The sequence below is a fragment of the Streptomyces sp. NPDC006711 genome (assembly GCF_042869775.1).
Taxonomy (GTDB): Bacteria; Actinomycetota; Actinomycetes; order Streptomycetales; family Streptomycetaceae; genus Streptomyces.
Genome location: NZ_JBIAGO010000011.1, coordinates 140,282 through 152,853 on the forward strand (window position 1 = coordinate 140,282; position 12,572 = coordinate 152,853).

General features: G+C 73.4%; 12 protein-coding genes. 6 read left to right on the plus strand and 6 right to left on the minus strand.

From position 1 onward, the window contains the following. Positions 1 to 254: 254 nt before the first annotated feature. Positions 255 to 1,514 carry an MFS transporter gene (locus ACFYM2_RS22370; RefSeq protein ID WP_358994854.1) on the minus strand — a complete coding sequence of 420 codons (1,260 nt, stop codon included), beginning with the start codon at positions 1,512 to 1,514 and terminating at the stop codon, positions 255 to 257. Positions 1,515 to 1,644: 130 nt separating this feature from the next. On the opposite strand from ACFYM2_RS22370, the gene ACFYM2_RS22375 reads away from it, so the two are divergent. Beyond that, positions 1,645 to 2,190: a MarR family transcriptional regulator gene (locus tag ACFYM2_RS22375; RefSeq protein ID WP_358994856.1), complete on the plus strand. Its 546-nt coding sequence runs from the start codon at positions 1,645 to 1,647 to the stop codon at positions 2,188 to 2,190. A gap of 70 nt (positions 2,191 to 2,260) precedes the next feature. Here the strand turns inward: ACFYM2_RS22375 and ACFYM2_RS22380 are convergent, their stop codons facing one another. Next, positions 2,261 to 3,505: a cytochrome P450 gene (locus ACFYM2_RS22380; RefSeq protein WP_358994859.1), complete on the minus strand. Its 1,245-nt coding sequence runs from the start codon at positions 3,503 to 3,505 to the stop codon at positions 2,261 to 2,263. A 143-nt stretch (positions 3,506 to 3,648) separates the two neighbouring features. Here ACFYM2_RS22380 and ACFYM2_RS22385 point away from each other — a divergent pair, with 143 nt between their 5' ends. The 4 genes from ACFYM2_RS22385 (at position 3,649) to ACFYM2_RS22400 (ending at position 8,048) form a co-directional block, all read left to right on the plus strand. Beyond that, positions 3,649 to 5,322: an MFS transporter gene (locus ACFYM2_RS22385; RefSeq protein WP_388838510.1), complete on the plus strand. Its 1,674-nt coding sequence runs from the start codon at positions 3,649 to 3,651 to the stop codon at positions 5,320 to 5,322. Between the two features lie 94 nt (positions 5,323 to 5,416). After that, on the plus strand, positions 5,417 to 5,710 hold the full coding sequence (locus ACFYM2_RS22390; protein WP_388455036.1) for a phosphopantetheine-binding protein: 294 nt from the start codon (positions 5,417 to 5,419) through the stop codon (positions 5,708 to 5,710). Next, on the plus strand, positions 5,707 to 6,927 hold the full coding sequence (locus tag ACFYM2_RS22395; protein ID WP_388838513.1) for a beta-ketoacyl-[acyl-carrier-protein] synthase family protein: 1,221 nt from the start codon (positions 5,707 to 5,709) through the stop codon (positions 6,925 to 6,927). Before ACFYM2_RS22390 ends, ACFYM2_RS22395 begins: the two co-directional genes overlap by 4 nt. A gap of 26 nt (positions 6,928 to 6,953) precedes the next feature. After that, positions 6,954 to 8,048, plus strand: coding sequence for an acyl-ACP desaturase (locus tag ACFYM2_RS22400; protein ID WP_358994871.1), 1,095 nt, complete (start codon positions 6,954 to 6,956; stop codon positions 8,046 to 8,048). On the opposite strand, the gene ACFYM2_RS22405 is transcribed toward ACFYM2_RS22400, so the two are convergent. The 4 genes from ACFYM2_RS22405 to ACFYM2_RS22420 form a co-directional block, all read right to left on the minus strand. Continuing rightward, a complete protein-coding gene (locus tag ACFYM2_RS22405; protein ID WP_350230305.1) occupies positions 7,990 to 8,229 on the minus strand; it encodes a hypothetical protein in 240 nt (79 codons plus the stop codon). The two genes, ACFYM2_RS22400 and ACFYM2_RS22405, sit on opposite strands and share 59 nt — an antisense overlap. A gap of 94 nt (positions 8,230 to 8,323) precedes the next feature. After that, positions 8,324 to 10,348: a 4-alpha-glucanotransferase gene (gene malQ / locus ACFYM2_RS22410; RefSeq protein WP_388838516.1), complete on the minus strand. Its 2,025-nt coding sequence runs from the start codon at positions 10,346 to 10,348 to the stop codon at positions 8,324 to 8,326. Between the two features lie 4 nt (positions 10,349 to 10,352). Further along, positions 10,353 to 10,598, minus strand: a complete 246-nt coding sequence (locus ACFYM2_RS22415) for a hypothetical protein (RefSeq protein WP_388838616.1) — start codon at positions 10,596 to 10,598, stop codon at positions 10,353 to 10,355. Positions 10,599 to 10,711: 113 nt separating this feature from the next. Next, on the minus strand, positions 10,712 to 11,248 hold the full coding sequence (locus ACFYM2_RS22420; protein WP_358994878.1) for an HNH endonuclease: 537 nt from the start codon (positions 11,246 to 11,248) through the stop codon (positions 10,712 to 10,714). 252 nt (positions 11,249 to 11,500) lie between these two features. Here ACFYM2_RS22420 and ACFYM2_RS22425 point away from each other — a divergent pair, with 252 nt between their 5' ends. After that, entirely contained in the window at positions 11,501 to 12,571 is a 1,071-nt protein-coding gene (locus tag ACFYM2_RS22425) for a mechanosensitive ion channel family protein (RefSeq protein WP_358994881.1), read from the plus strand. Position 12,572: the final 1 nt, after the last annotated feature.

Sequence of the window (12,572 nt, forward strand, 5' to 3'; positions counted from 1 at the left end):
TCTGCCCCGGCGAAGGGCGGCAGATCAGGCGGCCAGCGCCACCCGTACTGCCCCGGCAGAGGACGGGAGGCACAGGCTCGGGGGCGACGGGGTCTGCCCCGGCGAAGGGCGGCAGATCAGGCGGCCAGCGCCACCCGTACTGCCCCGGCAGAGGACGGGAGGCACAGGCTCGGGGGCGACGGGGTCTGTCCCGGCGAAGGGCGGCGGGTCAGGCGGCCAGCGCCACCCGTACCGCCCCGGCGGAGGGCGGCAGATCAGGCGGCCAGCGCCACCCCTACCGCCGCGCCCGGCAGTCGCCGCTCAAGGCGTACCACGGCGGCCGCCGCCACCACCGACGTCGCGACCAGGACCGCCCACGGCACGCGTCCGTCCACCGCCATCAGCGCTGTGTAGAGCGAGGGCGCGATCGCCGACGCCAGCGACCAGGACAGCTGGTACGCCGCCAGGTACCGCCCGCGCAGCGCCTCCGGCGCGACCGCCACCGACAGCGCCCCGGCCGCCGGGTTGTGGACGAGTTCGCCCAGCGTGTACAGCACGACGATGACCAGGAGCGCCCCGCCGAGCACGATGCCGGAGCCGGGCCGGACCGTGCCGAGCGCGATCTGCGCGGTGAAGGCGGCGGCGAACAGGAGCGAGCCGAGCGCGGCGGAACGGGTGCGCCGGGCACCACGGGCGCGGATCCGGGCGCCGATCACGACGCCGCCCGCCGCGCACATCACGGTGTTGAGCGTGAACGCCGTACCGGTCAGGGCCTGGGGGCCGCGCAGCCAGGTGCTGATGTAGAGCGGGAAGAGCACGGGGAGGGCCGAATAGCTCAGCGCGTTGAGGAAGTTGACGGCGGTCAGGCCGAGGAAGGGCCGGTCCGCGAAGACCTGCCGGTAGCCGGCGGGACGCTGGGCGGGGGCCAACACCGGCTGCTGCGGGCGCCGTTGGGAGGGCACGCCGTGCATCAGAAGCGCCGCGAGGGCGAAGCTGGCGGCGTTCAGCCAGGCCGCCGCGGTGAACCCGGTGTCGCCGCCGAACCCGACGATCAGGGAGGCGAGCAGCGAACCCGCGCCGAGGCCGCCGTTGCGCAGGGCGCGCGAGGAGGCCTGGAGCCGGTCCCGGTCGGCGCCCCGGGCGACCTCGCCGAGCAGGGACTGCTGCACGGCGGGGAAGGCGCGGTCGCCGAACGCGGTGGCGAGGGCGACGGCGGCGAAGGCGGGCAGCGCGTGGGCGAAGGGGTAGAGCAGGAATCCGGCGCCGCGCACCCCGTACAGCAGGAGCTGGACGCGGCGGGCCCCGTACCGGTCGACGGCCGCGCCGGCGAACGGCAGCGCGCCGAGCCCGAGCAGTCCGACGACGGTGAGCACGAGGCCGACGGTGGCGAACGGGAGCCCGGTGACGTGGTGGAAGAAGACCAGGCTGAACGGTACGTACATCCCGGAGCCGGTCGCGTCGACCGCCATGGCGACGAGCATGCGGCGCTCCCCCGGTATGCGGGGGGTGCGGGTACGACTGCGGAACGTACGCATGGAAACTCCGTCTCCGGGAAGGGCGGGTAGCTCAGCCCTAAGTGGCTCAGCTGAAAGTAGCTTACTCGTAAGCTACTTTCCGTCAAGCTACTTACTTGCGCTCGACCGACTGGGTTCGGATACTGGTCCCATGACTGGCGCAGAGACAAACCCCCCGGCACCCCGATCCCGGCCCGCCGCGCCCGAGACGCCTTCGGACGCGGTGGACGCGATCACCGGGCAGTGGGCCTCGGTCCGCCCCGACCTCGCGACGGCGCCGATGGCGGTGTACGGGCGGATCTACCGGATCGCGCGCGCGATGGGCGAGCGGATGGACAAGGAGTACGCGCGGTTCGGCATCGGGCGCGGGGAGTTCGACGTCCTGGCGACCCTGCGGCGCGCGGGCGAGCCGTACACGCTCTCGCCGCGGCAGCTCTCGGCGACGCTGATGCTGACGACCGGGGGCATGACGGGGCGCCTGGACAAGCTGGAGAAGGCGGGCCTGCTGTCGCGCAGCCCCGATCCGACGGACCGGCGCGGGTTGCGGGTGACGCTGACGGAGCGGGGCCTGAAGCTGATCGACGAGTCCGTGACGGCGGGCCTCGCGGCGCAGACGGAGGTGCTGGCCTCGGCGCTGGACGCGCGGGAGGCGGAGCAACTGACGGGGCTGCTCAGGAAATTGCTGGCGGCACACTGAGGGTCCCTGTCCGCGACCAGGCGTGCGACGGCGGCATCCATCGGCGGGCCCACCGGCACGGGGCCGAGGCTCAGGTGGGGCGTCGGGTGAGGCGGATGCGCAGCCGGCGCACACGGCGGGCCACGAAGCCGAAGGTGTACGTGACGTGGTCCTCGGCCAGCTCCGGCCGGCCGCGCCACAGGGCGGCGAGCATGAGCCGCGCCTCCATACGGGCCAGGGGCGCGCCGAGACAGAAGTGGGATCCCAGACCGAACGCGAGGTGTCTGGCACCCCGCCGCAGGTCCAGGCGGTGGGGGTCGTCGTAGACGAGCGGGTCGCGGTTGGCCGCGTTGAGCATCAGGATGACGATCGTCCCTCGCGGGGCCCTGGTCTCGCCGACCCACGCTTCGGCCAGCGCGGTGCGCACGGCGACGTGCACGGGCGGTTCGTGGCGCAGCAGCTCCTCCACGGCCGTCGCCATGACGCCGGCGTCGGCACCGGCGTGATCCAGGACGCGGCTCTCCTCGGGATGGGTGAGCAGCGTGTGCAGGCCGTTCGCGATCAGCCCGACCGTCGTCTCGTACCCTGCCGCGATGAGTTGTCCGCAGGTGGCGACCGCTTCGCTCAGCGTGATGGGATCGTCGTGCCCGGCGACGCTTTGGGCCAGGTGGCCGATGACGCTCGCGCCGCCGCCCTCGGGCGTTCGCCGCAGGAGTTGGGCGAAGACGCGGACGAACTCGGTGCGGGCCCGGGCGATGTTGGCCCGGGTGCCGGGATCGACGTCCTGCTGGGGGTCCATGCCACGCACGAGGAGTTCCGCCATGTCCACGAAGCGACTCCCGTACGCGGGCGGCAGGCCGAGGACATCGGAGAGGACGGAGGCCGCCAGCGGGCGGGCGAGGTCGGCGACGACATCCACCTCCCCTTGCCCCCACACCCCGTCGACGAGATCGCGGACGTACTCCTCGACCCCGGGGCCGAGCCCGGCGGTGGCCCGGGCGGTGAACGCGCCGCTGACCCGGCCCCGTTGACGGTCGTGCTCGGGCGGATCGGTCAGGAGGAAGGACCGGGCGGGCACGCCGTACCCGGTGATGTCGCGGGCCGTGGCGGCGCCGTGGCCGAACCGCGGATCGCGCAGCACCGCGGCGCACTCGGCGTGACCGAGCACGACCAGCGCACCTGAGGGGGTCCGGTGGACGGGGCCGTGTCTCCTGCGAAGGGGCTCGGTGAACTGGTTCGGATCGGCTCGATAAGCCTCGCTGGAAGGGTCGCAGTTCACTTGTTCCGCGATCAGTTCGGCCCAGGAGACCGGGACCGCGACGCGCGTGTTCGCCATGACGAGCGACTGTAGGCGCTGCTCGTCGCCGGACGGCCGAGCCACGTCCCGCCCCGCTTCGGCATTCGGGGGCATTTTCCCGGCACCCCAGGTGACGGCATGGGGTGCCCGATGCGCCAAGGCGTCGATGGTTCGCTGGCTCCATGGCTGAATACGCGACAGTTGACGGCTGCTCCCGTGAAGTACCGCGGGTCGAGGCGGAGACAGGTCTTTCGATGCGGCGCCGGTGGGCGGCCGCCCTCACCGTGTGCCTGGGACTCTTCCTGCTCGGCCTCGATCTGACGGTGCTGAACGTGGCCGTCCCGGACCTGCGGGACGACCTGAACGCGAGCATGCGGGAAACCCAGTGGATCGTGGACGCCTACGTACTGGCCCTCGGCGGCCTCGTGCTGACCAGTGGGGGGCTCATGGACCGGCTGGGGCGCCGGCGCGCGTTCGTCGCGGGCCTGGTGGTCTGCGCCGTCTCCTCGGCCGTCGGCGGGCTAGTCCGTTCTCCCGGCGAACTCATCGCCGCCCGGGCCGGCATGGGTGTGGGTGCCGCTCTGCTGATGCCCGCCACGTTGTGCGTCATCACCGACCTCTTCCCCGAACCCGCGCCGCGCCGTAGGGCGATCGCCGTGTGGGCGGCGGTCGGTGGGCTGGGCGGCGCCTGCGGACCGGTCGTCGGCGGATGGCTGGTGGAGCAGACGTCCTGGCGTGCCGCGTTCTGGGTCAACGTCCCCATCGCCGCCCTCACCGTCCTCCTGACGCTGGGACTCGTGCCCGCCCCGCCACGCCGTTCCCCCTCGTCCGGCCTTTCCGGCCTTTCCGGCCTTTCCGGCTCCTCTGATTTCCGTGAGTCCTCTGACCTCTCCGGCCCGCGTTTCGACGTGCCGGGTGCCCTCCTGTCGGCGAGCGGTCTGCTCGTCCTGGTGTGGGCCGTCATCGAGAGCCCAAGCCGCGGCTGGACCGATCCGGCCACGCTCGTCGCCTACGCCGTCGCCGGGCTGCTGCTCGCCGGTTTCCTCGTCGTGGAGCACCGCGCCGACGCCCCGGTTCTGCCGTTGGCGCTGGTGCGTCCCGCGCGGGTCGGCACGGCGGCCATGGCGCTGGCCATGATGTCGTTCGCCCTGTTCGGCGCGCTCTTCGTGGTCACCCTGTATCTCCAGGGGGTGCTGGGTTACACGCCGTGGCAGGCCGGACTACGGGTGCTGCCGCTTCCGATGGGGCTCATGGCGGGGGCGGCCATGTCGCTGAGGATCACGGCCCGTTGGGGTGAGAAGAGCAGCGTGCTGCTCGGGCTGCTCGTCGTGGCGGGCGCGTTCGGGCTGCTCGCGCGCACGTCCGCCGGGTCCGGCTACGGGCGTCTCCTGGTGTTCCTCGTGCTGGGAGGCGGGGGCGCGGGGCTGACCGCGGCGGCCGCGACCGCCTGTGTGATGAACGCCGTTCCCGCCGCACGGGCGGGCCTGGGGTCGGCGGTCAACGACGCCACCCGCCAGGTCGGTGCCGCTCTCGGTGTCGCCGTCCAGGGCTCGCTCCTTTCCGGCGCGTACACGAGCCGGCTCGACGACACCCTCACGCGCGCCCACGCGCCCGCTTCCCTGCGGGGGGCGGGCGGGGCGGACAACGTGCTGTCCACCGTGGCCGTCGCCCGCCGTCTGCCGCCGGGAGCGCGTGAACGGCTGCGCGCGGCGGCGGCGGACGCGTTCGTGCACGGGATGTCCCACGCCGCCCTGGCCGCCGTCGCCGTCGTACTGGCCGCCGCCCTCGTCACCCTGCGCCGGCTACCGGGCCGGGACGCGGTGGACGCGCCACCAAGTGGTGCGCCAGTGCAGTGAATCTGCCGGGCCGGGGGTGTCCCCGGCCACGCCGCACCGGCAACGCCGATATCACAGGGGCGTCGCACCATCCGCACCCGGACGAAAGACGACCTTGACCACTTCGCAGATCCCCTTCACCGAAGAAGCACTCAAGACGATCGTCGTCGAGGAGTTCGAGATCCCCGCCGACCAACTGACCGAGGACGCCACCCTCGAAACCCTGGGACTCGACTCCCTCGGACTCCTGGAACTCCTGGTCGCCATCGAGGCCCAGACACACAAGGAGATCTCCGGCATGGACCTGCCGATCTCCCCCAACACGCCGTACCACGAGGCGGCGCGCATCGTCACTCAGGCTGTCGCGGAAGCACCCGCCGTCGGCTCGGGAGAGCCGGTCGCCGAATGAATCAGCCCCTGAGGATCGCGGTCACCGGCCTCGGACTGGTCACGGCGGCCGGCGTGGGCGTCACCGAGACGTGGCAGCGTCTTCGCACGGGCACCGCGACCGCCGCGCCCGACCCCGAACTCGAAGGGCTGCCCGTCCCCTTCGCCTGTCGTGTTCCGGCGGCGCCCCTCAAGGCGGCGGCCCCCGGCCTCGCGTGGCGTGCCGACCCGTTCATCCGCTTCGCTGTGGCGGCCGCCCGGGAGGCCGTGGCCGACGCCGGTCTCGGCCAGGACGCCTGGGACGCGCCGCGCGTGGCGGTCGTCATCGGCGTGGGCGGCTCCAGTCACGATCAGACACTGGCCGCGAGCGCCGCCCTGACCGAGCGACGCTTCCAGGCCATCCCGCCCACTCTCATCCCCCGCGCCGCGCCCAACATGGCCGCCGGATACGTCGGCATGACGGTCGGCGCCCAGGGGCCCACCCTGTCCACCAGCACGGCGTGCGCCTCGGGAGCGACCGCGATCGGCACGGCCGCCCTCCTCCTGCGCGCGGGCATGTGCGACGTCGCCATCGCCGGCGGCAGCGAAAGCGCCAGCCGCGTCACCTCGGCCGCCTTCTGGCGCATGGGAGCGCTCTCCACCCGCACCCACGACCCGGTGGGCGCCTCCCGCCCCTTCGACCGCGACCGCGACGGATTCGTCCTGGGCGAGGGCGCGGGCGTCGTCGTCCTCGAACGGGCCGCCGACGCCCGGGCCCGCCGGGCCCGCCCCTACGCCCTGCTGACCGGCTACGGCGCGAGCGGTGACGCCCACCACGCCACCTCACCCCACCCCGAGGGCGAGGGCGCGCAGCGGGCGATGCGGTCCGCCCTGGCCGACGCGGGACTGGCCGCCCACGACATCGACCACGTCAACGCGCACGCCACGTCCACCCTCCTCAACGACCGCGTCGAAGCGCATGCGCTGCGCGCCGTCTTCGGTACGCCGCCGCCGGTCACCGCCACCAAGAGCGTCCTTGGCCACTCCCTGGGAGCCGCCGGAGCCATCGAAGCCGTGGTCACCGCCCTGACCCTGCGCCATCAGCTGATCCATCCGTCCGCCAACCTGGACCGGCTCGACGACGACATCGACCTGGACGTCGTGACGAAACAGCCCCGGCCCGGCTCGCTGCACGCGGTGCTCACCACGTCATTCGGCTTCGGCGGACAGAACGCGGCCCTGATCCTGCAACGCTGCTGAAGCGGTCACGTCGTCAAGGAGCCGCGATGCCCGTCCCCACCCCACGCCCCCACGCCCGTGACCGGATCGACGTCCTCACCGAACTCGAACCGTGCGTCGCCCGCCATCTCGACCGCCACTTGGCCACGGCCCGCGAATGGTTCCCGCACATGTACGTCCCCTGGTCGGGGGCGCGTGACTTCGACGGACCGCTCGGCGGTTCCGCCTGGAGCCCCGACGACTGCCCCCTGCCGGGCGCCGTACGCGACGCCCTGGTGGTCAACCTGCTCACCGAGGACAACCTGCCCAGCTACCACTACGACGCCCGAAGCCGGATCCCGCGCGAGGGGGCCTGGGCCACCTGGCTGCACCGGTGGACGGCCGAGGAGGCCCGCCACGGCGAGGCTCTTCGTGCCTACCTCCACGCGCGCCGCGCCGTCGACCCCGTCCGTCTGGAACGGGACCGCATGCGGCACATGTCAGCGGGCCACCACAGCGGGCAGGCCACGCTGCCCCACGCTCTCGCCTACGTCACCGTGCAGGAGATGGCCACGCGCCAAGCCCACCGCAACACGGGCAGCGCCTGTGGTGATCCGCTCGGGGAACGGCTCATGCGGCGCATCGCCGCCGACGAGAACCTGCACATGCTCTTCTACCGGGACCTGTGCGCCGACGGTCTCGACCTGGCCCCGGACCTCTTCGCCGCGGCCTTCGCCGACGTGATCTGCGACTTCACCATGCCCGGCCACGCCATCCCGGGCTTTCGCACCCGCGCGGCCCGCATCGCCGTCTCCGGGATCTACGATCTCGCCACCCACCACGACGAGGTCCTGCGTCCCCTGCTGCTCGCGCTGCGCCTGATGGACCGGCCGGGGCTCGGCCCGCGAGGGGAGGAAGCGCTCGACCGCATCGGCCGTCACCTGGAACGACTGCGCGCCCAGGCGGAGCGTTTCCGGCAGCGCGGCGAGGCGTCCCGCGTCGCACCGCTCGGACAGGCGACCGGGAGCGAGCGGACGGAGCGGTCGCTCAAGAAGCCCCCCGTCGGCCCGAAGGGCGCGGGGGGCGGCCAGACTTCCGGTGCGGCTACGCCTTCTTCGCCGTCTTGCGGGACTTGTCCAGCACCATCACCAGACCCGCGATGATCGCGAACAGCGCGATCGGCGCGATCACGAACAGACCGATCGTGTCGATCACGCTCAGGCCTGACCCCGGGTCGTCACCGTCGTCGCGCGTGAGCGCGAGCGCGGGGGACGACATGAGCAGCATCATCAGCGTCGTACCGGCTGCTACGGCGCCGGCGCGCAGGGCGTTCTTCTTGTCCACGGAGCAAACGTAGCGAACGCCCGCCGGGGCCGCGCGCCCGGGGGTGCCGTACGAGCCCCCGCGCGCCCGGGCCCCTAGCGAAAAGCGCCCGCGTTCACCCCGTGCCCGCGCCCGCCCCCGGCCCCCCGCGCGGGAAGATCCGCATCAGGGCGTGCAGCCGGGGCGACGCGGTGAGCTGGTCCAGGCTCAGCGGGCAGGCGTCGGGGCCGGCGATGGGCAGGCGCCAGTTGGGGTACTGGTCCCATGTGCCGGGCAGGTTCTGCGGCCTGCGGTCGCCGACCGTGTCCGGCAGCCACACCCCGACGAGCCGCGCCGGGGTGCGCAGCAGGAAGCGGTACACCGCCCGGATCTCCTCCTCCTCGTCGCCGGGCGCGTCGGGCAGAAGACCGAGCCGTTCGAGGTGGGCGAGCCACTGCCCCACCTCGGCGCGGGCGGCGCTCTCCTCCTGGACCAGGGAGTCGGTGAGCAGACCGAGGCTGTACCGCAGCGTGACGTGGTCGCCGGTCAGCCGGGCCGCCGTGGAGGGCAGGTCGTGGGTGGTCGCGGTGGCCAGGCACCCGGGCCGCCAGGACTCGGGGGCCAGCGGCCGCCCGTCCCCCACCCAGTCCCGCTCGAACCACAGCACCGAGGTGCCGAGCACACCCCGCGCCGCCAGCGCCTCGCGTACGCCGGGCTCCACCGTGCCGAGGTCTTCCCCGATGACGGCGGCGCCCGCGCGGTGCGCCTCCAGGGCGAGGACGGCGAGCATCGCCTCGGCGTCGTAGTGGACGTACGTCCCCTCCGTGGGCGGGCGGCCCTCGGGCACCCACCACAGCCGGAACAGGCCCATCACATGGTCGATGCGCAGGGCGCCCGCGTGCCGCAGCAGGCTCTGGAGCAGGCCCCGGTAGGGCGCGTAGCCACGGGCGGCCAGGACGTCGGGGCGCCAGGGCGGCAGCCCCCAGTCCTGGCCGTGCGCGTTGAAGGCGTCGGGGGGCGCCCCCACCGACATGCCGGGCGCGAAGGCGTCCTGCTGGGCCCACGCGTCGGCGCCGTCGGGATGCACCCCGACGGCGAGGTCGTGGACGAGGCCGACCGCCATGCCCGCGTCGCGCGCGGCGCGCTGGGCGGCGGCGAGCTGGGTGTCGGTCAGCCAGGCGAGCCAGGAGTGGAAGTCGACGCGGTCGATGAGGTCGCGCCGCTTGCGGGCGGTCTCGGCGGACCGGGGATCGCGCAGCCCCACGGGCCAGTGGCGCCAGTTCGGCCCGTACGCCTCGGTGAACGCGCACCACGTCGCGTGGTCCTCAAGGGCCTGGCCCTGCTCGGCGAGGAAGTCGCAGTACGCGGCCCGGCGGCCGGGCTGGAGCGGCACCCGGTACAGCACGCCGAGGGCCGCGCGCTTGAGCTCCCACACGGCGTCGCGGTCGATCAACTCGCCCTTGGACAGCACCTGTTCGCGCAGCGCGCCGGCCCGCGCGACCAGCGCGTCGAGTTCGGCGCGGTCGGTGGCGTAGGCGTACTCGGGGACGTCCTCGATACGCAGATGGACGGGGTCGGGGAAGCGGCGTGAGGAGGGCCGGTAGGGCGAGGGGTCGGTCGGCGTCCCGGGCACGGCCGCGTGCAACGGGTTGACCTGCACGAACCCGGATCCCACGGCGCGGCCCGCCCAGCCCGCCAGCTCCGCCAGGTCACCGAGGTCGCCCATGCCCCACGAGCGCGTGGACAGCAGCGAGTACAGCTGGACGAGGAAGCCGTGGGCGCGGGCGGGTGGCTGCGGCACGGCGGCGGGCGCGACGACGAGCGTCGCCGAGGCCGTACGCCCGTCCCGGTGCCGCACGTCCACCTGGTGCACGCCGGGCGGGAGTTGATGGATGGGGTCGCCGAGGACCGTCAGCTCGTCGCACAGGTCGGGGCCCGGCGCGTCGCCCCAGCGCACCAGCGTGGGGGGCAGCAGCCGGTCCGCATCGGCCGCCTCCGCCTCGGCGAGGGAGCGGGCCAGCGCGTCCGGGGTCGAGGCGTCGACGCCGAGCGCGGCGAGGACGGCGACCACCGTGGCGTCCGGCACCCGCACGGTGACGCCGGGCGCAGGGGAGTACGACGTGGCCACGCCGTGCCGGGCGGCCAGCCTGGCCAGGGTCATGGCCTCAGAATCCCACGGCCGCGGCGGCCACCGGGGTCGGCTCGCTGGTGAGCGGGATGACATCGGCCATGGGGGGCTCGCTGGTGAGCGGGATGACATCGGCCATGGGGGGCTCGCTGATCAGTGGCTCGGCGTCGGCCATCGGGGGTTCGCTGGTCAGCGGCTGTTCGGGGGCGGGAGCGACCACGGGGGCCTCCAGGGGGTGGACAGCGGGGACAGAGGATGCCCTACCCAGCGCGGGCCGCCCCAGACGTGCCGCACCCCACAAGCTCCCGCCGCGCCCGTCGCGGCGCCCCGGGCGCCGGGTCGTCCGGGGCCCGAGCAGCCGTACGCGGCGGCCGGAGGACAAGGGCCCGGACCGTGTCAGGCGGAGATGCCGTCGATCCGGGCCAGGGCGTCGTCCGCGCCGAACGGCTGGAGGTAGGGCAGCCAGCGCGGATCGCGATGGCCGGTGCCGATGATCCGCCAGGCGAGCCCGGTGGGCGGGGCGGGCTGGTGGCGCAGGCGCCAGCCCAGCTCCATGAGGTGCCGGTCGGCCTTGACGTGGTTGCAGCGCCGGCACGCGGCGACGACGTTCTCCCAGGCGTGCTGGCCGCCGCGACTGCGCGGAATGACATGGTCGACGCTGGTGGCGACGCCCCCGCAGTACATGCAGCGCCCGCCGTCCCGGGCGAACAGGGCACGGCGGGTCAGCGGAACGGGCCCCCGGTAGGGGACCCGCACGAATCTTTTGAGCCGCACGACACTGGGCGCGGCCACGGCACGGGACGCGCTGTGCAGGAAGGCGCCTGACTCCTCAAGGCTGACGGCCTTGTTTTCGAGGACGAGGACGAGCGCGCGACGGAGCGGTACGACGCCGAGGGGCTCGTACGACGCGTTGAGGACCAGGACGTGCGGCACGGGTGCCTCCCTTACGCCGGCGGCGCGTGGCTCGCGCCGGGACGATCTGTTCTCCAGTCTCTCCTCATGCCTGGTCGAAGCGCCACCACGTCCGGGTAACGGGCCCGAAGTGTTTTCGACCACATCCCCTTCCTTCCCAGGTGGAGCGGGTCTCTCCCCCGAACACGTCAACGGAGCACAGCCCTTGCCCCGTTAGTGTGGTAGGTCTGCCGCCGCTCCTTCGCCGGCACCGCAACGCTGGAGGTTCCTGCCGTGAACTGGTCCGCCGTCCTGGCCGACGGATCGCCGTCGCCCAGGCCCGCGACGCTCGACGACGCCCAGAAGTCGGCCACCGAGGCCGCCGGCTGGGTCGAGCAGAACTGGTCGACCTGGCTGTACGTCGGCTTCCGCATCCTCCTGATCGTCGTCATCGCCTCGGTCCTCAGAGTCCTGGTGCGCCGGGCCCTGACCAAGCTCATCGACCGGATGAACCGCAGCGCCCAGGCGGTCGAGGGGACCGCGCTCGGCGGCCTGCTCGTCAACGCCGAGCGCCGGCGCCAGCGCTCGGAGGCCATCGGCTCGGTGCTGCGCTCGGTGGCGTCGTTCCTGATCATGGGCACGGCCGCGCTGATGGTCCTCGGCGTCCTCAACATCGACCTGGCCCCGCTGCTCGCCTCGGCGGGTGTGGCGGGTGTGGCGATCGGTTTCGGCGCGCGCAACCTGGTCACGGACTTCCTGTCCGGCGTGTTCATGATCCTGGAGGACCAGTACGGCGTCGGCGACTCCATCGACGCCGGGGTCGCCTCCGGCGAGGTCATCGAGGTCGGCCTGCGCGTGACGAAGCTGCGCGGCGCGGACGGCGAGATCTGGTACGTGCGCAACGGTGAGATCAAGCGCATCGGCAACCTGTCGCAGGGCTGGGCGACGGCCGGGGTGGACGTGCGGGTGCGCGCGGCCGAGGACCTGGAGCGGCTGCGTACGGTGATCAACGAGGCGACCGAGTCCATGGCGAAGGAAGAGCCGTGGAACGAGCGCCTGTGGGGCCCGGTGGAGATCCTTGGCCTCGACGAGGTGCTGCTGGACTCGATGGTGGTCCGCGTCTCGGCCAAGACCATGCCGGGCAAGGCGCTGAGCGTGGAGCGCGAGCTGCGCTGGCGGATCAAGGTCGCGCTGGACGCGGCGGGCATCCGCATCGTCGGCGGCCTCCCGCTCGCGGAGGAGGCGCCCACGGCCGACCCGTCGGCCTCGGTCGCCGCCCCGTCCGCCCTGAACAACCCGACCTCCCCGCAGTCCCTGGCAACGGCGCCCATCCCCAACCCGAACCCGTCGAACATGTCGAAGTAGC

Excerpts from the sequence above, each read along its gene's own strand:
- ACFYM2_RS22370 (WP_358994854.1), bottom strand. The coding sequence starts at position 1,514 with ATGCGTACGTTCCGCAGTCGTACCCGCACCCCCCGCATACCGGGGGAG.
- ACFYM2_RS22375 (WP_358994856.1), top strand. The coding sequence starts at position 1,645 with ATGACTGGCGCAGAGACAAACCCCCCGGCACCCCGATCCCGGCCCGCC.
- ACFYM2_RS22380 (WP_358994859.1), bottom strand. The coding sequence starts at position 3,505 with ATGGCGAACACGCGCGTCGCGGTCCCGGTCTCCTGGGCCGAACTGATC.
- ACFYM2_RS22385 (WP_388838510.1), top strand. The coding sequence starts at position 3,649 with ATGGCTGAATACGCGACAGTTGACGGCTGCTCCCGTGAAGTACCGCGG.
- ACFYM2_RS22395 (WP_388838513.1), top strand. The coding sequence starts at position 5,707 with ATGAATCAGCCCCTGAGGATCGCGGTCACCGGCCTCGGACTGGTCACG.
- ACFYM2_RS22400 (WP_358994871.1), top strand. The coding sequence starts at position 6,954 with ATGCCCGTCCCCACCCCACGCCCCCACGCCCGTGACCGGATCGACGTC.
- malQ (WP_388838516.1), bottom strand. The coding sequence starts at position 10,348 with ATGACCCTGGCCAGGCTGGCCGCCCGGCACGGCGTGGCCACGTCGTAC.